The organism is Pseudoalteromonas rubra (genome assembly GCF_000967655.1).
Classification (GTDB): Bacteria; Pseudomonadota; Gammaproteobacteria; order Enterobacterales; family Alteromonadaceae; genus Pseudoalteromonas; species Pseudoalteromonas rubra_A.
The window spans coordinates 26,147-52,807 of the sequence record NZ_JXYA01000006.1; the positions used below are offsets into that span (position 1 = coordinate 26,147).

Consider the following 26,661-nt stretch of genomic DNA (forward strand, 5'->3'; position numbering starts at 1 on the left):
TTGTCTTTCATTTTGTAGCTCGCAAGCCTGTGTACTTCGATTTATGACTCACTCTTCGAGAAAGAATTTGTCCCCACAGCAACACGCTGGCGGCTTGGCGGGCTTATGTCTAAAATAAAACCCGTAAACGATTTACCAGCGGACTCCAGAAGGTACACAAAAAACCATTTAAAGTCACGTTTTTTAAACGTTCCGTTAAACTAATGATGATTCATTTTTTATCTACTACATTTGTTGTAGGTGATTGAAAATAATGATTAAGCGTCGCTTAGTATAGAGCAGTTTGTTAATAGCAATCGCGCGTCGTGATCCGCTCACCGTGCAGTGAACTTTACGTGCATTTTGATTTGTCTTAACGGGGGAAAAATGAGCCAGATTATTGAGCCATTCATACACTATCTAAACCAAATGCGTACACTGATGCAGCGCGACGATATTAGTGAAGATTTACTAAAACAACGACTCAGTCCGGATATGTTTCCTTTGCATCAACAAGTCTCAACAGCTGCGGCCTTGTCGCTACGTTGCTGCTGCCCGTTATTTAATAAAGAGGTCAAGAGCTTTAAACGCCCAACCATCAGCCTCGCCGACTTGCAGCAAGAGCTGGACGACACCATAGAGTATCTGGAGCAGTTAGAAAACGATCCCTTTGAATCGATGCCTTCAAGCATCACTTTTGTTGCGGGCTTTGCCAACCACACTCTGGAACCTGAGCAGTACTTTCAGTTTTATGCCTGGCCCAACTTTTTATTCCACTTCTCAATGGCATACGCAATACTGCGCACAGCTGGCATCCCCCTGGGCAAAGGCGACTTTGATGGCTTTCATCGCTACCCCGCCGGATTTTCATTTCCTTCCTGAATAGGCAGGCGAGCCAACTCTGAGGGACAAAAATGCCCCTTTGTACCCCAGAGTTGGCTATGTTGCTCTGACACAGTTCACGTGAACAGCACACCTGCAGGCTCCCGGGTAACCCCTGTTAAACCGAGCGTTCCTTAACCTTGCTAAAGTTATGAGCTTATTTGCCGATATATGTGCAACTTTAAGTAACAAGGACACGGTTATTTATGAAGCTACACTTTCACACTTACCCCAATCAGACAGAGCACCTCTCAAACCGGCAAACACGCAGTACTCAGGAAGTACTGACGACAGAGCACGCAGCGATTGCCGACTCAGGCACACCTATCACAGACGAGCACTTAAAAACACTGCTACCGGAAACCCCGAACCGTCCAGCCTCGCCTTTCACATACCCAAGACCCAGTGCAGAACGTTCTGACTATGTTGGCTTTAAGCGCTTTCATATCGTCAGCCAGCAAAGTGCAGACACGCAACATGGCCAGCTAAGTAAAGAGTATTCATATGGCGATTTGAGCAACACAGAGGATATCAATGCCTTTCTCGCCCAACTTGATCGTCTGTCACCCGAGCAAAGAAATAAACTTGAGCACATTAAGCCCAGCAAATCTCTGCTGTCCATCGCTGAACGGCTAGACGATGAAGCATTGTCTCAACTGGCAGATATATTAATAGAGGCTGGCAGCACCCCTGTTTTTTCTGAACAAAGACGAAACCAGGTCCCTGACCAACTCGTCGACGCACTCGCCGCTTTGTCTGACGACGCGCTGGGAGACACCATTGCAACCCTTGCCAGTCTGCGCGAGCAAGGTGCCAGCTATCGGGCCCCGGATTCACCGGTTAGCCTTGATGAGCATGGTCAGGAACACCTGCTAATGGCCTCATATGACCGCGAGAAGTTCTGGAAACATAAGTTCAGCCAACCCGCAGAAAAGGTTGAGCTGCTGCACGCTTTCAGTGATTTACTGATCAGTGGTAAGTTTAAAGGCGAAGACCTCAGTACGCTGAATACCCATCTGCAACAAAGTACCTTTGAGCAAAGCCGCGGCATACTGGATATGGCCACAGTCATTAAACCTTTTGAGAAGCGCAGCATGCTCGAGATGCTGGATGAAGCTGACAAAGACAGTGAACCGAATATTTTTGCTTACCTGAGCCAGCAAGTCGACCTGTCTGCCCACCGTCAGTACTACCAGAGCGAGAACAACGATATGGTGGTACAACAGGATCTGCCGCCGAGTGACTCTGATCGTGGCCGTCTCTATTCTGATATTTTGACCGCTTATGATGAATATGGACTCGGGTGGATCAATGATGCACTGGAACATGTGGCAGATACGCCGCCACAAGTACAACGGCAAATCTGGAGTCAGCTGCTGGATGATGCAGCGCAATTTGAAGATCAGTTTATCCGCTCAGATGCCTTAGAAAGTTGGGCAAGCCAGGCAATCAAGCCAATTATGCATGCATTTCATGATCAACAGATTGAGCGCATTCGCGAATTCAATAGTGAACGTGAAGTGCCTGATTACCTGGGTAACCTCACTTACTTTGGCAGTATGCGCCAGGCAACTTCCTCTGCCAATGATACAACACACTCCACACAGAGCAGCGCCGTCAACAATCGCCTCTCTGATGAAGAATAAAATGAGCGCAGGGAATGCGCTTTTTGTTATCCGGGCGAACAGGGCAAAGGTTGCAGCCAAATTTAATTAGGATATGATACCGAAAACTTAGCCAAGCTCATTACACTAATAACTCAAAGAGCATACCGTATGACCAATAAATTATTCACCCTGATACTGTTATTAGCAGTATTCGTCTCCCAGGCATGGGCTTCAACCTTTAAACTCGACAGACATAGAGTCGTTCTGGATCAGGATATGCGCCGTGGCGAGTTGCGTATCTATAACACTTCAGACACCCTGCAAAGCTATCGAATATCGCTTATCGACATGCAAATGGATGAACAAGGCATTTTGAAATTTGCAGAGCAGTATCAGTTTTCTGCCAAGCCTTACTTGCGAGTTGGACCACGTGTTGCCAAAGATGTTTTGCCAAAGCAGTTTCAAAAAGTTCGCCTGATGAAAAAAGGCAAAATCCCGGAAGGAGAGTTTCGCGCACACCTCATGGTCGAAGCGCTCAGTGCTGATGACCCAACAGAGCAAAGTGGCGCTGTACAGGTCAGAGCCAATTATAAGGTTGTCATCCCCGTTTTTATAAAAAACACAACCTCAGTCACTGAGCTGTCGATTGGTCACGTTAAATTCAGTAAAGATGCCAGCAACCTGATAGTCAGACTAAACAAGCAAGGCCCGGGTCACACCAGTGCCAACTTGGTTGTCAAAGAAGCAGAAGAAGAGCTCTTCCGGGTCAATCAATTCAGTCTGTATCCTGAACTTAGCCAAAGGGATATGACGCTACCGATTGAATATAAAGAGGTTGCTACCAAGAAATTGACGATTCAGTTAGAAGATGTGGAATCAAAAGAAGCACTCAAAACACTGGACGTCACTATCACAGAGGACCTGCTGAAGTAATGGCTGTAGGTTTTTTGACGGGTTTATGGTTGGTTGCGTCTGCTCAGAGTGTCGATACTTTGACATATCTGAAACAGCAGCAACGTCATGCCAGTCAATTTAATGGAGTCAGTATCAAATTATTGGCACCCATGACATTTCCGCAGCTAAAACAAACACCCGCAACCTGGGAGGGGGCCTTATGTAAGGCCAATGGTAAAAAAAATAAAAAAGCTGTAAAAAAATCACTTTGCCCTGGTTTAAGAGGCTATAAAGCAGAGTTTGAAATTAGCGGCGAGCCCAGAAGTTACGTAGATGTACAAGTGTTTGGCAGTGAAAGTAAACAGGGCCTGACCTTTAGCGTACAGAATAAATCAGGCGGCTTTAGCAAGCGCGTAAGAATAAAAAAAAATGGAGTTGGCACGTTTAGTGCGGGAGGTATTGTAACGCTCAGTAACGCCCATGAAACAGGCAGCGGGGAGTACGCTTTCAGCTACACCGTTACTGCGCTATACCAATAACGATTAAGGAAATATACAATGTTAAAAAAAACCTCTAGCACACTTGCACTACTAGTTATGAGTTTTGGTTCAGCCGCAACGACTTATCAGGTTGACGTTAACCTGGTGGTTGAGCGCACACCACTACAAATTGCACAAGCAACTGCCATGAGCTTTCCTGAGCTTTTGGTAAACGAAGCATCAAAGAATGGTGATGCATGTGTCTCAGCTGCGACGCCACCATCAAACCCAATTTCCTCAGCCCTGTGTAACGATGCCAATGTCGGCGGCAACGCAGCAAAATTTACTGTATCGGGCACGCCTCACGCACAAGTTGTCTACACATTTTCTGCACCAGATCAGACACAGGACGGGCTTCGCTTTACCCTGGCTGACAGGACAGCTGGTGCTCAACTGAATGCAAGCGGCTCAGTTGACATCGCGTTCGCAGCGACCATTATACTGGACGACAAAGACGTTGCGATCAATGCACCAGGCACCAAAAGCTTTACCTATGACTTTGTTGCAGCTTACCAGTAACATAGCCACCATCCCTTAAAGGCCTGGCCCATGCCGGGCCTTTACCATGCAGTATCTATTCGTTTTACTTCTTCTATTATCGCTTCACAGCACGCACACTTCAGCCCGGGAAGTAGGCGATATTGCCGACTTTGTATTTGCTGATCTGTACGTCGACCAGCAGAACTTTCCCGAAGGGGCTGAGTTACTCACACACGACTACGAACATTACTTTTTATCCCAGGATAACCTCAATGCTCTGCTTGTTAGTGACCTCACCATTGACCTGGCAGATAAGCGTTTACATGGTGCAATCTGGGGTGAACAGATCGAGATTAAATTGCGCGCAGACCAATGGGTAACGCTCGATGAAGAGCCCCATATCCGGCTTGATGTGCTGTTGGCACTCGGCATTGAATCAGAGTTTAATCCACGCACTCAGGTGCTGGTTTTTGATACCCAAGAGAGGCACCCCAGCTCACAGGAAAAAAAGCGCGAAGCACGCAAGGGGATCCTTGAGGCAATGCAACGAAAACGCGCCAATCAGCTTGTGTTAAACGACCAGTATCAATGGTATACAGCGCCTTATATCGACGTGCAGCTGTCAGCATCAGACAGTAAGCACAACTCCACGGCCTCAGCCTATGTTGCGGTCAATCAGGACTTGGCACACCATCAGGCCCAAGTGATAATAACAGACTCAAATAACGACAAACGCAACGGACGTTTCCAGCTTTCCCGCAGTCTGGGAGAGCTGAGCGAATATCAATTTGGCGACTTGCAGGGTATCACAGGCGCATTGCTGCAAACCGGCGGAGGCGGGCTGGGCGTGCAATATGGCGCGACGCACAGCAGCGCCAGCAAGCCGCTTATCATCCAGGGCTATGCAGAACCCGGCAGCGACGTCGAACTCTATCGCAATGATGTACTATTTGATCTGGTGCGTGTCACAGGCAATGGGCAGTATCGTTTCAGGCCAATCCAGATTTTTAACTCGAACCACAGCTACCACTTGATGATCCAGTCACCAGACGGAAAACGCCTTCGCCGGGCTGTGATGCATCAGGCACAATCAGGCTATGAACCCGGGCAGTGGTATACCAACCTGGCTGCCTACACAACCAAAGAGTCAATATTAAAAAAAAGCCGCTTTAACCCACAGGAAAAATACCTCAATCCACAATTGAACTATGTCGTCAGTACCCGCGACGAAATTAACCTGGGCGGAGAGTGGCTGGAAAACACCCGCCACAAAGACGCCTTATGGTATCTTGGCTGGGAGCGCTCTGGTGAACCCACTGATGCCAAATGGAGCCTCAAAGCGGGCGGGCGTGATCAGCTATTTTATGATCTGAAATGGCTGACCCCACTGAGTACAACACAAGCTGTAAGCCTCACATCTCAGCGCGGGTACGGCCAGCTTGGCAAGGAAAACATCAATACGCTCAATTATGAACATACACTCAATAGCTGGCAGCTCAGCTCAACTTTAGGTCTCAGCCAGATAAATCAATCTCGTTATAAATCTGTGGATGGCTACCTCAGCTATCAGGCCGACTCCGGCAGTATAAGCACAAATTTCAGCCAAATTAGAGGCGACGACGCACATGAGCAACAATATGCCATGATTGGCAGCCTGTTTGGCAACTGGGGCAGAGCCAGGTTTAACTGGAACAAATCAACAGGCTTGTTTGAACAACATTCGCTGGCGCTGAGTTATACCAATCAGTTCGACGGCTATTACGGCTCTTTGCAGCTACGCCGCTCCTTCACCCACCACCGAAATACAACATCCTTCACGTTATCAAAAACTTTCGATGCGGTGGCGGTCAATGCCAGTGCCACCTATCACGAAAGTAATGGCTGGCAATTTGGCTTATCTTGTTCATTTTCCTTTTACGGACCAAGACCACTGAGTACCCTTAGCAGCCAAAGTGGTCGGCAGAGCAGCTCTGTAAAACTACGCGCTTTTTACGACCGCAATAATAATCAGCGCTTTGATGAACAAGACCAGTATTTACCTGGTATTGCTGTGATGATGAACGGCAGTAAGGTTGACACTTTAACTCAACCACAAGCCCAAACATTGCTTCATTTGCCCTCAAACCGCCCGGTGACATTGGAGATAGAGCACAACGAACCCGACGCCTTATACTTACAGCCCCAGTTTGAACTCATAGAAGCCGATCTGCACCCAGGTTCTCAGCCTATCATTGACGTGCCGTTTCATCTTCAATTCGAAGCAGAGGGTGTGATCTCCTTGCTTAAAGAGTCCGGAGCACTTGCAGATCTCAGTGGCCGGGTGGCACTGCAACTCACCCGGGAAATCAGTGGTGAACAAACCACCATCTACACAGAACCCGATGGTTTTTTCTTTTTCGACAAATTAAAGCAGGGAAAATACCACCTTGAGGTTTCCCCACACTATCTGGCACAAAAAGCGCTCAGCTGTGACCCTTGCCAGCTGAGCTTTACGCTGGATGAGCACAGTGAACAGCTGGTGATACTGGAGGATTTGACACTTTATCCAACTCCCCAGAAGACCCTAAAAGCTAGCGTTTACGCCAGCTAAACTGACGCCGGTAGGCACCTGGTGTCATGCCCGTGTGTGCTTTGAAAAACTGACTAAAATAGGCTGCGCTGGTAAACCCGCATTGCTGTGCCACCACCCCAATGGGCCGACGCTCCGTTGCCAGTAAGTGCTGGGCACGCTGACAGCGCAGCTGAGCACAATACTGAGAAAACGAACAGCCAAGCTCATGCGCAAACCAACGTTTTAAGGTCGCGGTGCTGACATTGATATGTGCTGCACACTGAGCCAGGCTGGGCGGCGTGTCAACCCGGCTTGCGATCCAGGTCTGAACCCGGGCCAACCGCTCTGAATTGCGCGAGTGATCCAGCCTGATACCTTTAGCTGGGCGAACACGTAGCTCAGCCAGTATCTCACACAGCAAAGTCAGCCGATTAAGCGGGCTTGCCGTGTTAAGTGCCAGGCACTGTTCACGCACCTGCTCTGCGGTATCCCGGCTAAAGACCAGCCCACTTGCAATACTATCAAGCCAGCTCTGTAAGTCTGCCAGCTCAGCAATGGCACACGCCAGTAATGTCTTTGGCCACAATATCACTACCACGAGCTCGGCACTGTCATAAGGGGGCTGGCTGTCCCAGGTATGAGGCACACCCGGTGCAATCAGGGCCAGATCAATGTCAGCAAACGCATGAATGGTACTGCCGATAAATCCGCGGCCCTGAGCGCCTATTGTCAGGATCAGCTCAAAGCAATCATGCTGATGCCACTCGAACAGAACCTTCTGTTTTTCAATGTACTTAACTTGCACAGATTGATTCAGTGCAAAGCGCACGGGAGCGGGTTTTCCTGTATTAATGGTCAATTTGAGCCGATAATTATAAAAAATGAGCCGATAACCAAAATACTAATTGGTGAATTTGGCAAAGTAAATGCTCTATTTTGTACCCGGAAGTTATAATGAATTTTGTTTTTGATTTAGATGGCACGACCGTATTCCATGCCCAGCGCATGCATGATGACATCAAAGATGGCCTGTTAGCCCTGCAAAGTAATGGTGGTAAGTTGTACTTTGCCACCGCCCGACCTCTGAGAGATACCTTACCTGTCTTACCTGAGTGCTTCTGGCATCACCCTATCATTGGCTGCAACGGCGCTATGTTCAGCGAGCACAAAGCGGTAGTCAGTGCCCATAGTTTCGAGCCAAAGCAAATCACCACTTTGCTTACTTGGCTGGACAATCACAAAATTGCCTATTTATTTGACGGCCACTGGCAATATGCCATCTCAAACAAGTCTCACCATTTTCATCAGCATGTGGCCGAACTGGGCATTCCTCCGGGCAACAATGAACTGCTAAGACATGAGCCCATTGTGAAGTTACTGGTATTAGAGGATGAGCATCACGAACAGGTCAAACAAGTGTGTGAGCAAACGTTAAGCAGTTTTGAAATCTATCATCACAACGGCCATCATTGCTTTGATTTGGTGCCCGCACGCAGCAACAAGCTTACAGCGCTGCTGGAACTTGGTCTGGATATGCAGCAAACCGTGTGTTTTGGTAACGATGTCAATGACATTGCAATGCTGGAAGCTGCACGCCAGGCCTATGTTGTCGGCGAGCAAATTGCGCCGAGTTGTGACTATGTTCAGCTGACACAAGAAACCGTGGCATCGACCCTCCACCAGTTAGCTAACAATCTTTGCGCATAAACCCGTTCCTTGCTCACCCCCGGCCGCGATTTAATGCTAAAATCGCGGCAATTGAATCTAATGAGCACCCCTTATGCTGTCTTGTAACAACATCACCATGCAGTTTGGCGCCAAGCCGCTGTTTGAAAATATCTCGGTCAAATTTGGCGACGGTAATCGCTACGGTCTGATCGGCGCCAATGGCTGTGGTAAATCGACCTTTATGAAGATCCTCAGCAAAGAGCTTGAGGCCAGCGCGGGTAACGTCTCTTACGATCCCAACGAGCGCATCGCGAAACTAAACCAGGATCAGTTTGCCTACGAGGAATTCTCTGTAGTCGACACCGTCATCATGGGTCATAAAGAGTTGTGGGAAATAAAACAGGAACGCGACCGCATCTACTCGCTACCCGAAATGAGCGAAGAAGACGGCATGAAAGTGGCCGATCTGGAAACTCAATTTGCCGAAATGGATGGGTATGCCGCCGAAGCTAAAGCCGGTGAGCTGCTGTTGGGTGTGGGCATTCCAACCGAGCAACACTACGGACCTATGTCTGAGGTTGCACCGGGCTGGAAACTGCGGGTGCTGCTGGCGCAGGTACTGTTTGCCGAGCCAGACATCATGCTGCTCGACGAACCGACCAACAACCTGGACATCTATACTATCAAGTGGCTGGAAGACGTGCTTAACCAGCGCGACTGCACCATGATCATCATCTCGCACGACCGCCACTTCCTGAACTCGGTTTGTACGCACATGGCTGATATTGACTATGGCGATCTGCGCATCTATCCGGGCAACTATGACGAATATATGCTGGCAGCCACTCAGGCGCGGGAACGTCTGCTGGCCGACAACGCCAAGAAGAAAGCTCAGATCTCAGAACTTCAGCAGTTTGTTGCGCGCTTCTCTGCAAACGCTTCAAAAGCAAAGCAAGCAACTTCACGTGCCAAACAGATTGATAAGATCCAGCTGGAAGAAGTCAAGGCATCAAGCCGTCAGAACCCGTTTATTCGTTTTGAGCAATCTAAACAGCTATTCCGTAATGCACTGGAACTGGAAAACCTATCGCAAGGCTTTGACGAAACCCTGTTCAGTGGCCTCAACGGGCTGGTCGAAGTGGGCGAAAGAGTCGCGATCATCGGTGAAAACGGCGTGGGTAAAACCACCTTGCTGAACACCCTGGCCGGGCGCATGGCACCTAAATCGGGTGAGTTTAAATGGTCTGAAAATGCCAACATTGGTTACTATGCTCAGGACCATGCAGATGAGTTTGAAAAAGACTTAGATCTGTTTCAGTGGATGGAACAGTGGCAACAGGAAGGCGATGATGAACAGGTAGTACGTGGCTTCCTGGGCCGTATGCTGTTCTCACAAAACGACATTAAAAAATCAGTTAAGGTGATTTCCGGGGGTGAGCAGGGTCGCATGCTGTTCGGTAAGCTGATGATGCACAAACCGAATATTCTGTTGATGGATGAACCGACCAACCACATGGATATGGAATCTATTGAATCACTGAATATGGCACTGGAGCAGTACGAAGGCACCCTGTTCTTCGTGTCACACGACCGCCAGTTTGTTTCTTCTCTGGCCACTCGCATTTGGGAGATCAAAGACGGTCAGATCATTGACTTCCAGGGCACCTACGACGAATACCTGGCAAAACAGGCCGCTGAGCAGTAAACCTGACTTTCTGGCCGCGTCCTGCGGCCAGAATTACCCGCCCACAGCTTGTTATTTTCCCCGCATAACTTTATTTCGAAAAGCTTAAATAAGCAGCTTTATCAAAAACTTAATAAAAACCCCATGACTAAACTCAAGCTAAAATTTTTCTATTTTTCTCACTTTGTAAAAATTCGCTAGGATTTTACCCTCTCAGCTTAGGCAAGCTGAAGGCGTCTTTTTTACAGGAAAAATAATCATGAAATTCACACTTCCTCATTCGACGCTTTTACTGCTAACCATCTGTGCACCCGCACTCGCCGGTAAAACCCCTTTACCCATTGAACCCATTATGGTTACGCTCCCGGCAGGCAGCTTTATTATGGGTACTACAGACAATAAGAACAGCCAGCCGGTTCATACTGTCACGCTGCCAGAGTTTAGCCTGGGCAAATATGAAGTCACAGTCAGAGAGTATCGACGCTTTGTAGAAGCGACCGGCTTTGTGGCACCGCAGGAATGCTATCACCAGCTTGATAGCTGGTTTATTGGCAGCACACCGGGTAGCTGGGATAACAACAGCCTGACAGACAATGAGTTCCAGCCCGCTATCTGTGTCAGCTGGGCGGGCGCGAAAGCCTATGTGGACTGGCTGGCACAAACAACCGGGAAACCCTACCGACTGCCCACTGAGGCGGAATGGGAATATGCGGCAAAAGGAGCGGTTCAGACGCGCTTTTATTTTGGCAACGACCCCAAACATCCCTCAGTCTGCCAATATGAGAACACGGCAGATCTCAGTGGTGAAAATGCATTGCAGCGTACCACCAGCAGTACCTATGTGAACTTTGTTGATGGGTTTGCCGATTGTGTCGATCATGCTACGTATGCCAGTGTTGTTGGCATGTACCAGCCCAACCCCTATGGTTTGCACGACATGCTCAGCAACGTAGCCGAATTGATGGGTGATTGCTTTGAGGACGACTATCAAAACGCCCGCTCCGATGGCAAAGCCTTATCGTCCGAGCAGTGTGACAGGCGCGCCGTGCGTGGCAGCAGCTGGCACTGGAATATCTGGCCTGTCACCCGCCGCGGCAGCCAGCCCGAAAACTTTGCCGGGGCTGCGGAAGGCTTCCGCGTCGCATTAGATGGTCAGGCACCTAAAGCCAGCAAAACCACGCAACAATTTAAAAAACAGCTCGCCTTCGCGCAGCAGCAGGAACAAAGTCGGCGCGACCAGCAGTTTGCTTACCCTATGCCAGTAACTGGCCTCACCCTGTCACAAAGCCATGGTAATACTGTACTCAGCTGGGATCCTAGCCCAGAAAAAGACATTGCCGGTTATCGTATTTATCGAAATCAAAGTGCAGGCTCTATGTTTGCACTGATGGCTGACAATGTCATAGATACTCGATTTATTGATGCCAATGCCTCTCCCAATGTGTATGAGTATACGGTGGTCGCGGTGCGCCGCAATCTGCAAAGTAACTACAGTAATGTGGTTAAAACCCCAGGGACGGTCTTTTCTATTCCTGGCAGAATTGAAGCCGAATACGCCCATGCAATCACAGGCGCAAACTCAGCCCGTACCTCAGACATTGACGGGCGTTTTAACCTCACCGGTGGCAATGGTATAGCCGAAGACGCACAACTAAAATACCAGGTTAACGTTAGCCAAAGCGGTCACTATCGCCTGAGTTACCGAGTTGCCGGACCTCGCGATGGTAAGGGCTTTACCGTAACCCTTGACGAAAAGCCTCTGGGCAAACACGCAGTGAAAGGCACCGGTGGTTTTCACCAGTGGCAAACGCAACAGGGTCCGCGTATCTTCCTGAGTGCCGGTCAGCATACACTGACCCTTCATTCTCACGACAGCCACTGGAAACTGAACTGGCTGGCACTGGATAGCGAATAACACAGAAATCGGGGAAACGCGGTTTCCCCGTCTTGCCTAATCACGATAACAGTGACTATTTTTATAAAGGGTGTGGATCCGACTTATCACTCAGATGGTCGACAATACGGAATGCACTACCAGATGCTCATAAAGACCTTAAGTATAATGCTCATTGCCTGCTGCTCATTTGCTCTGCAGGCTCGCTCACTTTGTGACAGCCCTCACTATCATGCCTTTGATTTTTGGGTTGGTGAATGGCGGGTTATGTCAAAAGGTCAGTTTGCTGGTAATAGCAAAATCACAAAAATACTCAATGGTTGCGTGATCCTGGAGGAATACCAGGCGGTGTCCGGCTATCAGGGAAAAAGCCTCAATATCTTCGACAAGCAACAACAGCAGTGGCACCAAAGCTGGACCGACAACGCCGGTTTGCTACTGCAGCTGAACGGCAACCGCGACAATAACGGTATGGTGTTACAAGGTCCAGGGCTGGATAGCGAAGGCAAACCCGTGTTACACCGTATTACCTGGCAACCAAAACAAGATGACACGGTACACCAACACTGGCAGTCTTCAGCCAACGAGGGCAAATCCTGGCAAACCTTGTTTTATGGTATTTACCATAAAATTCAATAACCAATGGTCGCGTGCTGATGTGGGGGCTAACATTTCATTAAGCATAAAAAAGCGCAGACTCGTCTGCGCTTGCTCCTGTCCGTTACTGTGCGGGTATCGCCGGCCAGTAACCCAGCACAAAGTTATCCATCTCTCCTTTGATGCTGGCATTACCATAAGCACGAACCCTGACCAGAATGCGATATAATCGCCGTTCGGAGTCTACCGGGTAGACGTCATACATTGCGAAACTGCCAACGCCCAAAACGCGCTCTTTACAGTAACTGTCTTTACCTCCTCCCATGTAATATACATCTGTACAGACTCTAACCGGCGTATCTTTCTGGGCATCTTGTAGTTGCACGGCGAGCTGAGTATAGACTTTGTCTGCGTAATACTGATTAGCCCAACCAAAGTAATGGGTAAACCCGGCCTGACGCCATGGTGCCATATCAAAGCCCAGGCTTTGCTCACCGCTGATCACCTGTTGAGCCTGGCTGATAAGCGTAACGTCTTGCGGTGAACTGGTAGTAAACCCACCCGAGTCGGTTTCAAAACCAGATGTCGCAATGGTCACCAGACCGTCTGACAGGCTGGTCCCTGAATGCAATGTGAGACCGTTTAATAACACGGCCCCATCAGCCTCAATACGCAGCTCAGTAGATGCAATATCTGTGGTCAGGCCATCTTGACCTAAATCTACGATAATCGGCACCACAGCTGTACTGTTCGGTGCAATATAATAGCTGGGGGCAAACGCGGCACTGTGATCTGCGTCTCTAAACTGCTTTTGATAGCTGGCGCTGCCATAAAGCTGCGCACTCACCGGCTGGGAGCTTGGGTTAGTAATACTCGCCTGATACATCAGATACTCAGGATAGGTGTGAGAAAACTCAGGCGCTTCAAGATGAAACCGGGTAGTGTAACGACCAGATGAGGCTTGACTCAGACGCAAACTTGTCGTGCCATTGTCGTGCGTTAAAGTCGGGGTATCACTGAAAAAAGTGTCGACCTGCGCCTCGCTCAACTCAGAGAAATCCCGACCTTGCCAAAACAGATCTACCTGCGCATTGCGCTGATGGCTGCCTTCATTGAGCGTGATTTCGAGATTATCCAGATAGACGGTTTCATTAGGCAAGGCATAACTGTCGAGAAACCAGGTTACCTTATGGATGGCTTTGCCCGCAGGCAAAGTAACCTGGCAATTATGTGAATAAATACTCAAGCTTTATTCTCATTTGACAATGGATGAGAAAAAACTATTCCAAATCCATTTTTTAATCACAATTTAAAAACATAGTATTAACCTTATGGCATTTGACACAGACGGCTTAGAACCTGCTAGTAGCAAGACAGTTAACCTCTCGTGACATGACCTGGCATAAAAAGCGTGAAACAAAGGATAAATTAATGTTAATATCGATTTACATAATTTACTTTGTATCACACACATCTGGTAAGGCGGATGGCAAAGGCAGGTTTACATACAGTGACCGGTAAGCCACCGTCGAAATGAAGACATCACTCTAAGGGATTAACATGGATCTCAACTTTACCGAAGAAGTAATGTACACCCTACCCTTTTATCTGGGCCCGCTATTTATTCTGGCAACCATTAACTTTTTACGAAAACAAAAAAACTATCGCCTCAATGACACGCTCACCAATGCCACCATTGCGCTTGGCAATTTGGGGTTGTCCTTTATTTTTTTACTTGCCGTAGTCGCACTGTATACGCTGGTGTATAACGAGTATCGCCTGTTCGAACTTGACCAAAGTAACCCGCTGATTTATGTGCTGGCATTCTTTGTTTATGACTTTTTGTATTACTGGAATCACCGCTTTCACCATATGATAGGGCTGTTCTGGGCCGACCATCTGGTGCATCACACCGCAGAGAATTTTAACTTTGGGGTTTCTATTCGGATCAGCTATTTTACTGAACTCACCATGTGGATGACCTTTATTCCTATGGCATTTATGGGCATTTCACTGGAAGTGTTCCTGGCCGCCAGTTATACCCAGATCATCTGGGCATTTTGTATCCACACAAAATACCTGAAAAAGACCCCGCGAGCTGATAAGATTTTTAATACCCCTTCGCTGCATCGCGTGCATCACGCCCGCAACCGTCAGTATATAGATAAAAACTATGGCGGCATTTTGATCATCTGGGATCGCTTGTTTGGCACCTACCAACGCGAGCTGGAAGATGATCCTGTGGTATACGGCGTACGTGAATCCTACCCGAGTTTTAGCCCTCTGGTGATCAACTCCTATTACCTCAAAACCATCTGGCAAAAAATCAAATGTTCCAGCTCCGTGTTTGAGGTGTTTTGCTCTGTTTTCGCGCCACCAGCCTGGCTCCCTAAAAACGCCAACAAAGCTGATTTTTACTCGCTCACCGCCAAGGTGCGCTCTAAAGACTTTAAGCCAAAAGACCCCCTAATCTGTAAACGTACCAAATGGACCGCATTCGTGCGCTTTAGCGCCATTGTGGTCGTATTTACCTATCTGATGAGCTATTTTGGCGAGCTACCCACTTTACCGCTGGTGAGTATGTCACTGCTGTTTTTCTGGTTATGTCACTTTAATGGTCTGGTTTTTGATGGTGCCAAAGTGGGCCTGCACATGGAGGCGGTCACACAGCTGTTGTATGGTTTAATTTTGTACTGGGCAATTACGACTGAACAAGCTGCCTGGGTAACGTTAGGAACTGCCACACTGGCGCTGATATCTCTGTGTAATTACATGATCTATCGTACACGTACTGTTGAGCCCGTGGCGCTGGCCGCAGAGCCCCAACACCAGACAACCACTTAAGCTATATCGATTGAAGGAAAAAATATGGAAACAGTAAATCATAACTCGGACAGTCAAAATGCCGGTGGCGGGGTCAACCGCGAACATGGCCGCACCGTGGCACAAAGATGGACCTTTGTTGGCCTGCACTTTGGTTTAGTGCTTTTTTGTACCTGGCTGGCACTGGCCCAAGGCTGGACACACATAGGCCACCTCTTTGGCCAGCAATGGACCTTGGTTGATCAAGACAGAGCCCTGCTTATGCTGGCGTGCGTTTTTGTCTACTGGTTGCGACACGCCATTACTGTGTTGTACCTTTTGCAGCGCCGCATCGATTGGGGTGAGGCGCTGGGCTTGCTGTGCTTTATGGCGTTTTTCGAAATCGGCCTGCAGCTGGTCGGCGGTGGTGCATTCAGAGCTGAGGTGATCCCCTTTGGTACTTTGGATATCGTGGCGCTGGCGCTGCTGGTAATTGGCTCATACCTGAACAGCGGCTCTGAGATCCAGCGTAAATGGTGGAAACAAGACCCGGCGAACAAAGGTCAGTGTTACACTCAGGGTTTGTTTAAATACTCAATGCACATCAACTACTTTGGTGATGTCGTCCTGTTCACCGGCTGGTGCTTACTGAGTTATAACTACTGGACTCTGCTGCTGCCTTTCTTTATGGCGTACTCTTTTATCAGCTTCCATATTCCGGCGCTCGATGGCTATTTGTCAGAGCGTTACGGTGAGAAGTTTGATCAGTATGCGGCAAAAACCAAAAAGCTGATCCCCTTCGTATACTAAGGCCCTGCCTGCCAGGCTCAGCGGTCCTGATGGTCCCTGAGTCTGGCACCTCAATTAACATTAACTAATCCAGGCTCAGTCACTGTTCGGTGCCAGATTGAGTGCCAGTAACTGCGCCGCATTCTGAGTTCGCCAATCCGGCGTTGCATGTTCGCTGATATACTGGGCATAAAAGTCGCTGTTGACGCCCAGCTCAATGGGCATCTGACACAACAACAGCGCAACATCGAGGCCAATCCGGCGATCTCCCGATAACTGCGCCAGTTCAAAGGCACGCAGCGCAAGCGGCAGAAGCTCTGCCTGAGTTTGAGCAGCCGCAGCATACATGACTGCCAGGTAAGCGCTCTGAACATTGTCCGGGCTCACACTGTCGACCAGCGACTGGGCCTCTGCATATCGTCCTTCGCTCAGATAATAGCGGACCAGGGATTTTCGACTAGCCTGAGCGACCCAGTGGTTCGGTGTTAAAGCAGTGTACTCCAGTACTTGCCGGTAATGAGGTTCTTTGTCAGCGGGTTTGTCCGCAAAAATGGCGTAATGGAAAGGCACTTTGGCAAAGTGATAAATCGGCAATTCATAGCCTCGCATTTTCTCCTCTGCCTGTCTCAGGTAAAGATATTTGTCATTATCCTGATGGTTTTTACTCGCCATAATGGACAAATAAGTCAGGGCATCTAACTCTCTGGCAATATCCTGTGCCTGAACAGCCAATTGTGCCGAGCGCAGCAGGCTGGTTTTGACCTGTCCATAGTTACCCTGTAAATGATACAACCATGAACGACTGTGCCAGACATCCGCCTGCGCCCTCAGATCCTGACTGATTTCCAGCGCCTCCAGGGCGGCATCCAGTCTTATCAGGCTCAGGTCGACCAGGTTTTTGCGTAACAGAATTTCGCCCTGATAGGCCAGTGCGCGACCCAGTTGCTGTGAATTGGTTTGCGCTTTGGCCAGCACTGCCAGCTTCTCTGCCATTGCCATCGCTTTTTCCAGCTCCCGAACATCGAGATAGGCACTAACCAAGGCTCCCAACAGGACCAGATCCTCTGGTGCAGCCTGATGTGCCTGAGTCAGCATGGCCAGTTTCAGGTCAGGAGAGTGAGGGTTCTGCAATACAGACCGTACCACAGGCTGATTGAGGTGATGATAGAGCTGCTGCTTGACCGTTTGGGGGGTTTCACCTTGCAATACGCCCTGCCACTGCCCAGCAGGCCCTTTTAGCCAGAAAGTCAGGTACCAAAGGGAGTCGACATAGCGGGCACTGGCAGTGAGGATAAACGGGTGTTGTGGTGCCACTTCAGGATAAACCAGCTCTTGTGATGTTCTGAAATGGGCGGCAGAAAGCGTGGTAACAGCGGTAAAGTCCAGCCGGGCTGTGTCTTGAAGTTGCCACTCATCTGCTTGTGCACCTTCAAATGGCAAGTAAGCCAGTGCAAAGGAAGCGTGCTCAGGCTCGTCGCGCTGGATGATAAAAACCACGGCAAACAGGACTAATATGCAGCTCATTAGTATGCCAAGCCACTTTGCGCCTGAATGACGCACAGGCAAAGTGGTATCGGTCACTGCCACTTGCGGCTGTGTATTATTACCCCTTAACTCTGTTATCGGCTCGCCAAGCGGTCGTTGCCACTGATAACCTCGCTTTGCATAGGTTTTGATGGCGTCGTTGCCGAATAAGGCCCGCAAATGACTGATATTCTGAAACACCGCCTGTTCAGAGACTACCTTGCCCTGCCACACTTCATTCAGGATCTCTTCTTTACTGAGCACGCGGTGGGGGTTTGCCAGCAACAGCGCAAGGAGCCTTGCCTCATTATGACGAATCGCAAGCGCTGCGCCTGCACGATGCAAAATCAAATCTTTGCTGTCAAACTCAAAGTCATCAAACCGGTAACGCATGGTGATAGATAATTATTGTTATTTCACTCCCCACCAGCATAACCCAATTACCACCGAAACACTAAAGGTATACCTGCACGGCCTCGCGCTGCTTTTTGGTCATCTTTGCGACTACCAGTAAAAAGGAATTATCTATCATACGTTCGATTTCTCCGCGAGGCACAGTGCCATCGAGGATCACCGTATTCCACAACCGCTTATTCATATGATAACCGGGGATCACCGAATCAAAGATATCCCGCAGCGCCTGCGCCTCATCCGGGTCGCATTTCAGATTCAGCCACCAGTGACGCGTTTCTCCTTCGTTGTATTTGCCAGGAGACAGCGTAGCAAACATTTTGTCTTTCACTTTAAACACGTCGACGCCCTCGCCAAAGGGCTGGCCGACGCTTGAAAAAGGCTTACTAAGTAGATAGGTGTGCGCCTGAGTATGGTCCATGGTGAATTCCTTTGCCGTTGTTATACATGCACCATACAGGTTAGCGCCGGTCAGGCCAAGTGGCCAGAGGGCGATTTGCGCTCGCCAAAAGCCGTAAAGATTTGCTCATAAAAATGCGCCCGGGTGCCCATCAGCAGCGCGGCGCGTTTATGCGGAAAGTCAAACTCAAACTGGCTGTCATAGCCCAGCTCAGCCATGCGCATCATCAGCCGTGCGTTATCGGCTCTGGGCTCCAGCACAATGCGTTGAGTCTGTGGCTGGCTTTGGTAGATAAGGTGGCTCAGGCTGCTCATCCAGCCACGAAAGTTCTCCGGTCCACGACAACTTTGTTCCCCCACCAGCAGGTGGATCCCACGGTCATAAGGTGCGGCGTCATAGTGCTGTGCCAGCTTGTCTTTTGCCGCCCAGTACACTTCCAGATAGGCAAACGGCTGATCATCTAAGAAACCTATCAAAGGCAAAGTATGAGCATCGGCGAGTTTCTCGCTGAGATACTGCCATTGCTTTTCCTCGCTCCAGGCTTGCTGCCAGAATTGCTCTACCCTGGGGTCATTCATCCAGCGGCAAAAACGCGCCAGATCGGCGCACTCAATCAGTTTGAGCGAAAAGCGCTTATTGATATAAGGGTTATGATGCTCGGCCAGCATGGCGCCCATCTCGCGGGGCTTATCCTGTTCAAGCCCACTGGCCCATAAGTTTACGATATTCATAGATAGTTTAATCAGATTGGCGGATAACACTTTACCAGACGACTGCTCAGCAGATAAATTTACATTACACAAACACTGACAGGTTCACAGTGCATAACAACACATCAGTTATTAGCTCGTCTGCACCGGTGATTTTATGACAAATCCATTCTCTATATTTGATTTGAATCCAACCTTTTCATACAACTTATGCGCACTGGTCCTGGTCGCACCAGACAACAACATTACCTTGAAACAATGCTGCTCCCAGGCAAGCGACAATGCCTTTTCGAGCACCCGCTGACTAAGCCCCCGACGACGAAACGACTCAGCGGTAATAACATGTTCAATGATCCCAAATGGGCGGCACCCGTTGGTCAGAGTTGGTATGACTCCCAGCTGACAAGTCGAGGCAAGCTGCCCGTCCACTTCCGCAACCACTATGCTGACCCCCGGATTATTCAACAGCTCATCCCATGTCACCTTTAATGTGTGCATACTCATTTTTGGGTCGTGACTACGCAGCTCTTCGTACAATTTAACTATGGCGGGTAAATCCTGCGGTGTTGCCAGTCGGATAGTAGTCATTGTTGCACCTTGTCCTTACTTTAAATTCAGTCAGTGGCTTTCCTGGCCCGGCCAAAACCGTAAGCCCTTGTTACTTTTACTAAGTTGACGGTTACGTCATTTCATCAATCACTTTGGCAAAGATTAATTTAACGTATTCCATTACTACCTGTATACCGCGATATTCATACCAATTTGCTTAATTAAGTGTTCTATTTTGAGGCGAGAAAATATAGTCGAAAACAAGGCAAAAATTTTGCTATTCAGTTGTTCTAAATGAGAAATTTTTAACGCCGTTAGCGTCATATTTGCTCCGTCAAATTGAACAGGTATTAAGTGAAATTGGTATCATCTATCCGCTAAAAACAAAGGGCTCATTTGAGCCCTTTTTCAGTTCACGATTATCAATGGCAGATTAAATCTGCGGCAGTGACTGGCCGGGTACCCAGGGGGCGCCTTTGGCCTGCAGTTGTTGCTCAAACGCTGGAATGGTGTCGCTCAGAATGGTCTGCAATTCATTACGTATTGCTCTGAGCTCTTCTGTTGCCAGGTCTACGCTGGTGCGAATTGCCGGAGTTGGGCCATACGTCGAGAAGCTGGTGCCAATCAGGGCATGGAACAAACGGTCGCCCACGGTGGCCGTGTCATTCGTTGCGCCAACCTGGTTTTTCGCCGGGTTGCCGTTCAGGCGGCTGTCCAGTGCCAGCAACTGACTGCGGATGGCTGCAAACTGGCTATCAAATTCACCCGGTTCAACGGAGGTGCGATCCAGTGACTGCTCGAGCATATCCAGACGCTTCACCGCTTTGCCCAGTGCCTGACCGGTTGCGCTGGCCACACGCTGAACATCTGCCAGCTCTTTCCAGAAGGCCGCTACTTTTTCACCGTCAATTTCCTTCAGCGCGTTACGCTGATTCAGCTGCACCACCTCAAAAGTTTGCGGCGCCTGTAACTGAGTTACCTGACCGTCGACCTCTTTACTCATGCTGACACTATAAGTACCCGGTGTCACCAGTGGACCCTGAGGGTTCGGCGAGAAGTAATTGCCCTGCACGCCAATGGCCTGATGTGCCGGCCAGCGCAGATCCCAGTTAATGCGGTGCAAGCCTTTGTTAGCCTTGCCCTGCAATTTGCGGATCACATTGCCCTGGGCATCGCGCACAGTGAACCACACAACCGGCTGCTGCTGGCGCGCTTCGGCTTCCAGCGACTGCCAAGATGGAACACCAAATGACTTGTCATCTTCTTTCAGGGCTTTTTCTTTTTCCTGACGCTGCGCCTTCAGGCTCTTAATGTCGTCTTTAAGGTAATAAGTGAAAGTGGCTCCAAAGTCCGGGTTCGGCGCACGGTACTTATTACCGCCCTGAGTGCCCACTTCACCGCCGCCCAGCGGACTGCGCTCGATATACCAAAGTGCATCGCGGGTTGGGAATAACAAAGACTCCTGGGCCAGCTTATCCTCAGACAGATTGCGCAGTGCGCGGTAGTCATCCAGCACAAAGAAGCCGCGGCCAAAGCTGGCGCCCACTAAGTCGTTTTCACGGCGCTGAATGGCCAGATCGCGGAACGAAATGGTCGGTACGTTGCCCGTTAGCTCCACCCAGCGTTTACCGCCATCAATGGTGAAAAACAGGCCAAACTCAGTACCCGCGAATAACAGATCCGGGTCGACATGATCTTGTACCACACGCCATACCAAGTGTTTGTCCGGCAAGTTGCTGGCGATCGACTTCCAGGACTTACCGCGGTTGGTACTTTTCAGTAAGTAAGGCTTATAGTCACCGAACTTGTGGTTATCCAGCGTAATATACACGGTATCCGGGTCAAACAGATCTGCTTTAATGTCGTTGATAAATGCCGTATCTGGCACTTTAGGTAAGCGTTTTACATCGACTTTACGCCAGGACTTACCGCCATTTTCGGTGATCTGAATATGCCCATCATCGGTGCCGGCATACAGCAGACCTTCAACCAGCGGCGACTCCGATAAAGAAGTAATGGTACTGTATTGCGACATTGCAAACATATCCCAGGCGCCGTCCCAGCCCTGCTTACCCCCCATAATGGGCTGATGAATACGCTCGCGGTTTTTGGTCAGATCGCCCGAGATTGGCGTCCAGCTGTCGCCACGGTCTTCAGACTGCCACACCCGGTGCGAGGCAAAATACAAGCGCGACGGTTTGTGTGGGCTGACCAGAATGGGCGCGTCCCAGTTAAAGCGCTCGGGCTTTTCGCCTTTGCCCGGCTGCGGCTTAATATAGACAATTTCACCCGTGGTGCGGTCGTAACGGGTCAGGTTACCCTGTTGCCACTGCGCATACACAATATCCGGATTACCCGGCTCAGTGGCTGGCTGGTGACCATCTCCAAACAGCACCACTTTCCAGTCGGTGTTCAGAATGCCGTGGCTGTTTAGCGTGCGAGACGGACCGCCCTGGGTATTGTTATCCTGCGTACCACCGTAAATGTTGTAGAACGGATTGTCGTCATCCAGTGCCAGCTTGTAGTACTGAGTGACCGGCAAGTTTTCATGATAACGCCAGTGCACACCACTGTCGAAGCTCTCGTATAAGCCGCCATCAGAGCCGACCATCATGTAATTCTTATCACCGGCGATGAACTCCATCGCATGGTTATCGCCATGTTTGTCTTTTTCTTCCATTCTTTTGAAAGACTGACCACCATCTTTGGACTCATGTAGACGCACACCGGCCAGATAGATATGGTCGAAGTGGTGAGGGCTGGCGTAGAGCTCCTGGTAGTAATGCGGTCCCGTACCACCCGCGACGGCATCGGCACCTTTCACCCAGGATGCCCCGCGATCCGAGGAGCGATATACCGCACCTGTGCGACGGTTGAGTTCAATTGCGGCATACACCACATCCGGATTGATTGGCGAAACTTCCAGGCCAATCTTACCCATTTCCCCCGCCGGTAACCCTTGCGACAGCTTTTGCCAGGTTTTACCACCGTCGGTCGATTTATGCAGGCCCGAACCCGGACCGCCGCCATAGTACGCAGCCACGGTACGGTGGCGCTGCCAGGTTGCCGCATACAGCACATTCGGATCGCGCGGGTCGATGGCCACGTCGGTCACGCCGGTCCAGTCATTGTCGCCCAGCACTTTGTCCCAGGTTTTACCGCCGTCGATGGTTTTGTACAGACCGCGCTGACCGCCTTTGCTCCATAAAGGGCCCTGAGCTGCCACCCACACTGTGTTTGAGTCGCTTGGGTGAACAATGATCTCGGAAATATGCCCTGAGTTCTTCAGGCCCATATTGGTCCAGTTTGCCCCGCCATCATGACTGACATAAATGCCATCACCAAAGCTGACGTGACGACCGCCGACATTTTCACCCGTGCCCACCCAGACGGTATTGCTATTATTTGGGTCCAGCACCACGGCACCAATAGAATAGACCGGCTGATCGTCAAAAATGGGTTGCCAGGTCACACCGGCATTGTGGGTTTTCCACACCCCGCCGGAGCCCACCCCCACATACCAGACACTGGTATCTCTGGGGTCGATGGCAATATCGGCAATGCGGCCCGACATAAAGCCCGGCCCAATATTTCTCAGCTCAAGCCCCTTGAAGGTGGCCGCAGACAATACCCCTTCATCACCTTTTGCAGCCAGGCCAGGCAAGCTACACAGCGCAGTGGCAGCACCAAACAATGCGATACGCATAGTGCGGCCAAGTTTTAGTTGTTGCATACATTTTCCCTATTTTTATTTTTGGATTACCCAGAGTGTTACAATATAACACCTCGAAGAAACTTATTAACAGTATGTTACATACAAAGGCAGTGCAATAAGTGTGCGTTGGCGCTCAAATAAAATGCGATAAAGAACGGAGGCAGAAAATCGGATTATCAGCTTGTCATAAAGAAATACAATTTAGAGGTATGATTTAATTAAAAAAGTTGCTTTTATGAGATGTCATTGTTATCCAGTTCGCCGCCCTGCTCACCGTCTGCCCTGGCAAGATTAACAGTCCCCTGTCCGACATAGATGCACTGAGGGCATACATTTTCGTGATTTACTGTTAACCAAACCCCAAACCGGATATCGCGTCAATCGATTACATATCAGCCAGATAAATAAAAAAGCCTATTTGGGTCCGTACACGCAAATGATAGTGGATATCATTTGTATTTTTAGAATAATCCAGTATTATTCCCGGGAAAAATTATTTATAACTCTCTTACTCTCTGGAAGCGTGACGTATGAAACTGAATATTTTGGCTAAATCTGTCGGATTAGCGCTGATCTCTGCCGCCACGGCATCAACCTCAGCCATTGCAGATGAAGCAAAAGAGCTGGATGTGATCGTAGTACAAGGTCAGAAGATTGACCGTACTTTGCAGGAAACCCCAAGCAGTGTTGCCGTTGTGACCAGCAAAGACATGGAAAAGAACAATCTGCAAAATATCAATGATGTCTTTGCTATGATGCCGAACGTGGCCGGGGATTTTAACCAGGGCTTCAGCATCCGTGGCGTCGATTCATTCTCAGTTTCCGGAGGAGGCAGCAGCTTCTTGACCAGTATGTACCTGGACGGTGCACCTCTGCCGTTTCGTATGGTAAAAAGCGGTGGCCTGTCTGTGTGGGATCTGGCTCAGGTTGAAGTGTTCCGTGGCCCGCAATCGACTCTGCAAGGGCGCAATGCACTGGCAGGCGCCATCATGATGCGCTCGCAAGATCCAACTTATGAACCAAGCGCAAAATTAAAAGCAACGGTCGGTCAACACGGTCAGCAGGAATATGCCTTTGCTGGTGGTATGGGGCTGGTAGAAGACATGCTGGCGTTCAGAGTCAGTTACGAAGACAAACAAACCGATGGTGACATAGATAACATCACCCGGGGTGACACCGCCAACTTTGAAAACAGCGAAACATTGCGCGCCAAACTGTTATTTGAGCCAAACGATGATGTGGATGTGCTGTTTACTTACACCAACAACGACAACCGCTATGGTGCTCAGTTTGCCATGTATGACTTCGGCGGCACACCGTTTGACCGCCAGGTAGATTTCAACTCACCTATCTGGGAAGAAACCAAAACCGATATTTATAACCTGGAAATGAGCTGGGATCTTAACGACACCACGTCGCTCCACTCAGTCACCACCTATAACGAATCTGACTATCGTTACAACTGGGATGGCGATATGCTGCCCACCCAGCTGGTAAAAGACAACTACGACCACCGTATCGATGAAACCTTCAGCCAGGAATTCAGAGTGACCTATGAGTCTGATGCAATCCAGGCTGCGTTTGGTGTCTACGCTTCTCAGGTCGATGTCGATGACAAAGCACAAGGTCAGCGCCTCATGACACTTGAGCAAGCAGTAAGGGCACCCGATCTGGTTACAGCGGTAACCGGCCTGTTGATGCAACAAGGCCTGCCTGCTGAAATGGCTGCACAAACCGCGGCAATGGTTGCGCCTTTCTATCCAGATATCGACCCGATCAATCTTGAGCTTAATTATGGTCTGACACAAAAGATTAAAACAGCAGCAATTTATGGCGATCTCACCTGGTCTGTCACTGACCAAATTGACCTGCTGGCCGGACTACGCTACGACACCGAAGAGCAAACCAATAGTGCCAACAATGCCTACAAGATCAATAACCCAATGCCAGACCCGGCACAGGTTCCAGCACAACTTGCACCGATTATTAGTGGCATCAATGCCCACCTGCACAGCTTTGCAGAAGCCGCTTCCGGTGTAGAGCCAGCAACCAAAGAAGACTTCAGTGCGTGGTTGCCAAAACTAGGCGCCACCTACCACTTTAACCAGGATATGTCGACCAGCTTTATCTACCAAAAAGGCTACCGCTCTGGTGGCGTCGGGTTTAATGTCGCACGCTCCAATATTTTCAGCTACGACCCTGAATACACCAACAACTATGAGTTGTCTTTACGCTCTGTGTGGCTGGACGGCAAACTGGTCGTAAACGCTAATGCGTTCCTACTGAAATGGACAGACCAACAAGTCATCAAGAGCTATTCTTCGTCTCCTTATGACAAAGAAACCACCAACGCTGCTGAATCAGAAGTGAAAGGGTTTGAAACCGAAGTCTTCTACTACCCAAGCAATAACTGGTCTGTGACTGCGGGTGTGGGACTGGCAGAATCTGAATTTACCGACTATGGCCACCTGACTGGCCGAGCGTTTGAGGATGCGCCTGAGCTAACCGCAAACCTGGCAACTAATTATGCTTTTGACAATGGCTTCTATGTGAATGTCAATGCCAAGTATACCGACTCAAGCATTGCCTACCTGGACCCGGCTGCATCTTTAACGAAAGAAAAGTATGCCGTTAACTCAGATCCAATCAATGATCAGCATACGATTGTGAATACACAGTTGGGCTACAACTGGGATAACTACACCGTACGCCTGGACGTGAAGAACCTGTTCGATAAAGACTATATCAGCACCTACTTTAAAGATGCCGATAACCAGGGTAACCCGTTTACCAGCTACGGCCAGATGTACCTTGGTAAATCTCGTCAGGTGTCGTTAACGCTTCAGATGGATTTCTAAGTCGCTACGAACACCCGTATTTTAAAAGCCGCCATCGGGCGGCTTTTTATTACTGCTGATTCTTACCATTCAAACCGTATCGCAACACCTTTGCACTGCGAGCTTTTTACACTCAAACAACCCACCTG

20 protein-coding genes are annotated in these 26,661 nt (G+C 49.3%); 13 read left to right on the forward strand and 7 right to left on the reverse strand.

Annotated elements, in window-relative coordinates; translation table 11 throughout:
• Nucleotides 1–366 precede the first annotated feature (366 nt).
• The 6 genes from TW77_RS03215 to TW77_RS03240 all read left to right on the forward strand — a co-directional run bounded on the left by TW77_RS03215 (nucleotide 367) and on the right by TW77_RS03240 (nucleotide 6,971).
• Nucleotides 367–861, forward strand: coding sequence for a DUF1993 family protein (locus TW77_RS03215; protein ID WP_052713014.1), 495 nt, complete (start codon nucleotides 367–369; stop codon nucleotides 859–861).
• 206 nt (nucleotides 862–1,067) lie between these two features.
• Nucleotides 1,068–2,507 (forward strand): hypothetical protein, encoded by a 1,440-nt coding sequence (locus tag TW77_RS03220; RefSeq protein WP_046003533.1) that lies wholly within the window; start codon nucleotides 1,068–1,070, stop codon nucleotides 2,505–2,507.
• Between the two features lie 129 nt (nucleotides 2,508–2,636).
• Nucleotides 2,637–3,401 carry a hypothetical protein gene (locus TW77_RS03225; protein WP_046003534.1) on the forward strand — a complete coding sequence of 255 codons (765 nt, stop codon included), beginning with the start codon at nucleotides 2,637–2,639 and terminating at the stop codon, nucleotides 3,399–3,401.
• On the forward strand, nucleotides 3,401–3,901 hold the full coding sequence (locus TW77_RS03230) for a hypothetical protein (RefSeq protein WP_046003535.1): 501 nt from the start codon (nucleotides 3,401–3,403) through the stop codon (nucleotides 3,899–3,901). Before TW77_RS03225 ends, TW77_RS03230 begins: the two co-directional genes overlap by 1 nt.
• Before the next feature lie 18 nt (nucleotides 3,902–3,919).
• Nucleotides 3,920–4,420: a hypothetical protein gene (locus tag TW77_RS03235; RefSeq protein ID WP_046003536.1), complete on the forward strand. Its 501-nt coding sequence runs from the start codon at nucleotides 3,920–3,922 to the stop codon at nucleotides 4,418–4,420.
• Nucleotides 4,421–4,466: 46 nt separating this feature from the next.
• Nucleotides 4,467–6,971 (forward strand): hypothetical protein, encoded by a 2,505-nt coding sequence (locus TW77_RS03240; RefSeq protein ID WP_046003537.1) that lies wholly within the window; start codon nucleotides 4,467–4,469, stop codon nucleotides 6,969–6,971.
• Here the strand turns inward: TW77_RS03240 and TW77_RS03245 are convergent.
• Nucleotides 6,952–7,737 carry an AraC family transcriptional regulator gene (locus tag TW77_RS03245; RefSeq protein ID WP_162197937.1) on the reverse strand — a complete coding sequence of 262 codons (786 nt, stop codon included), beginning with the start codon at nucleotides 7,735–7,737 and terminating at the stop codon, nucleotides 6,952–6,954. The two genes, TW77_RS03240 and TW77_RS03245, sit on opposite strands and share 20 nt — an antisense overlap.
• 149 nt (nucleotides 7,738–7,886) lie before the next feature.
• Here TW77_RS03245 and TW77_RS03250 point away from each other — a divergent pair, with 149 nt between their 5' ends.
• The 4 genes from TW77_RS03250 to TW77_RS03265 all read left to right on the forward strand — a co-directional run bounded on the left by TW77_RS03250 (nucleotide 7,887) and on the right by TW77_RS03265 (nucleotide 12,817).
• Nucleotides 7,887–8,639: an HAD-IIB family hydrolase gene (locus TW77_RS03250; protein WP_046003539.1), complete on the forward strand. Its 753-nt coding sequence runs from the start codon at nucleotides 7,887–7,889 to the stop codon at nucleotides 8,637–8,639.
• Between the two features lie 73 nt (nucleotides 8,640–8,712).
• The gene (locus TW77_RS03255; RefSeq protein WP_046003540.1) at nucleotides 8,713–10,305 is read left to right on the forward strand and encodes an ABC-F family ATPase; all 1,593 of its coding nucleotides are present in this window, start codon (nucleotides 8,713–8,715) and stop codon (nucleotides 10,303–10,305) included.
• Nucleotides 10,306–10,543: 238 nt separating this feature from the next.
• Nucleotides 10,544–12,199 carry an SUMF1/EgtB/PvdO family nonheme iron enzyme gene (locus tag TW77_RS03260; protein ID WP_046003541.1) on the forward strand — a complete coding sequence of 552 codons (1,656 nt, stop codon included), beginning with the start codon at nucleotides 10,544–10,546 and terminating at the stop codon, nucleotides 12,197–12,199.
• A gap of 246 nt (nucleotides 12,200–12,445) precedes the next feature.
• Nucleotides 12,446–12,817 (forward strand): DUF1579 family protein, encoded by a 372-nt coding sequence (locus TW77_RS03265; RefSeq protein ID WP_162197938.1) that lies wholly within the window; start codon nucleotides 12,446–12,448, stop codon nucleotides 12,815–12,817.
• An 82-nt stretch (nucleotides 12,818–12,899) separates the two neighbouring features.
• On the opposite strand, the gene TW77_RS03270 is transcribed toward TW77_RS03265, so the two are convergent.
• Nucleotides 12,900–14,021 carry a hypothetical protein gene (locus TW77_RS03270; protein ID WP_046003543.1) on the reverse strand — a complete coding sequence of 374 codons (1,122 nt, stop codon included), beginning with the start codon at nucleotides 14,019–14,021 and terminating at the stop codon, nucleotides 12,900–12,902.
• Nucleotides 14,022–14,335: 314 nt separating this feature from the next.
• Here TW77_RS03270 and TW77_RS03275 point away from each other — a divergent pair, with 314 nt between their 5' ends.
• Nucleotides 14,336–15,619 carry a sterol desaturase family protein gene (locus TW77_RS03275; protein ID WP_052713016.1) on the forward strand — a complete coding sequence of 428 codons (1,284 nt, stop codon included), beginning with the start codon at nucleotides 14,336–14,338 and terminating at the stop codon, nucleotides 15,617–15,619.
• 24 nt (nucleotides 15,620–15,643) lie between these two features.
• Entirely contained in the window at nucleotides 15,644–16,387 is a 744-nt protein-coding gene (locus TW77_RS03280; protein WP_046003544.1) for a DUF1295 domain-containing protein, read from the forward strand.
• Nucleotides 16,388–16,462: 75 nt separating this feature from the next.
• Here the strand turns inward: TW77_RS03280 and TW77_RS03285 are convergent, their stop codons facing one another.
• The 5 genes from TW77_RS03285 to TW77_RS03305 form a co-directional block, all read right to left on the reverse strand.
• Nucleotides 16,463–18,283 carry a winged helix-turn-helix domain-containing protein gene (locus tag TW77_RS03285; RefSeq protein WP_046003545.1) on the reverse strand — a complete coding sequence of 607 codons (1,821 nt, stop codon included), beginning with the start codon at nucleotides 18,281–18,283 and terminating at the stop codon, nucleotides 16,463–16,465.
• 61 nt (nucleotides 18,284–18,344) lie between these two features.
• Complete coding sequence (locus tag TW77_RS03290; RefSeq protein WP_046003546.1) at nucleotides 18,345–18,722, reverse strand: MmcQ/YjbR family DNA-binding protein; 378 nt, start codon at nucleotides 18,720–18,722, stop codon at nucleotides 18,345–18,347.
• 50 nt (nucleotides 18,723–18,772) lie between these two features.
• On the reverse strand, nucleotides 18,773–19,432 hold the full coding sequence (locus tag TW77_RS03295) for a GNAT family N-acetyltransferase (protein ID WP_240479453.1): 660 nt from the start codon (nucleotides 19,430–19,432) through the stop codon (nucleotides 18,773–18,775).
• Between the two features lie 111 nt (nucleotides 19,433–19,543).
• Nucleotides 19,544–19,999 carry a GNAT family N-acetyltransferase gene (locus tag TW77_RS03300; protein WP_046003547.1) on the reverse strand — a complete coding sequence of 152 codons (456 nt, stop codon included), beginning with the start codon at nucleotides 19,997–19,999 and terminating at the stop codon, nucleotides 19,544–19,546.
• Between the two features lie 394 nt (nucleotides 20,000–20,393).
• Entirely contained in the window at nucleotides 20,394–23,693 is a 3,300-nt protein-coding gene (locus tag TW77_RS03305) for a VPS10 domain-containing protein (RefSeq protein ID WP_046003548.1), read from the reverse strand.
• 512 nt (nucleotides 23,694–24,205) lie between these two features.
• Between TW77_RS03305 and TW77_RS03310 the strand changes: the two genes are divergently transcribed.
• Complete coding sequence (locus TW77_RS03310; RefSeq protein ID WP_052713017.1) at nucleotides 24,206–26,533, forward strand: TonB-dependent receptor; 2,328 nt, start codon at nucleotides 24,206–24,208, stop codon at nucleotides 26,531–26,533.
• Nucleotides 26,534–26,661 lie beyond the last annotated feature (128 nt).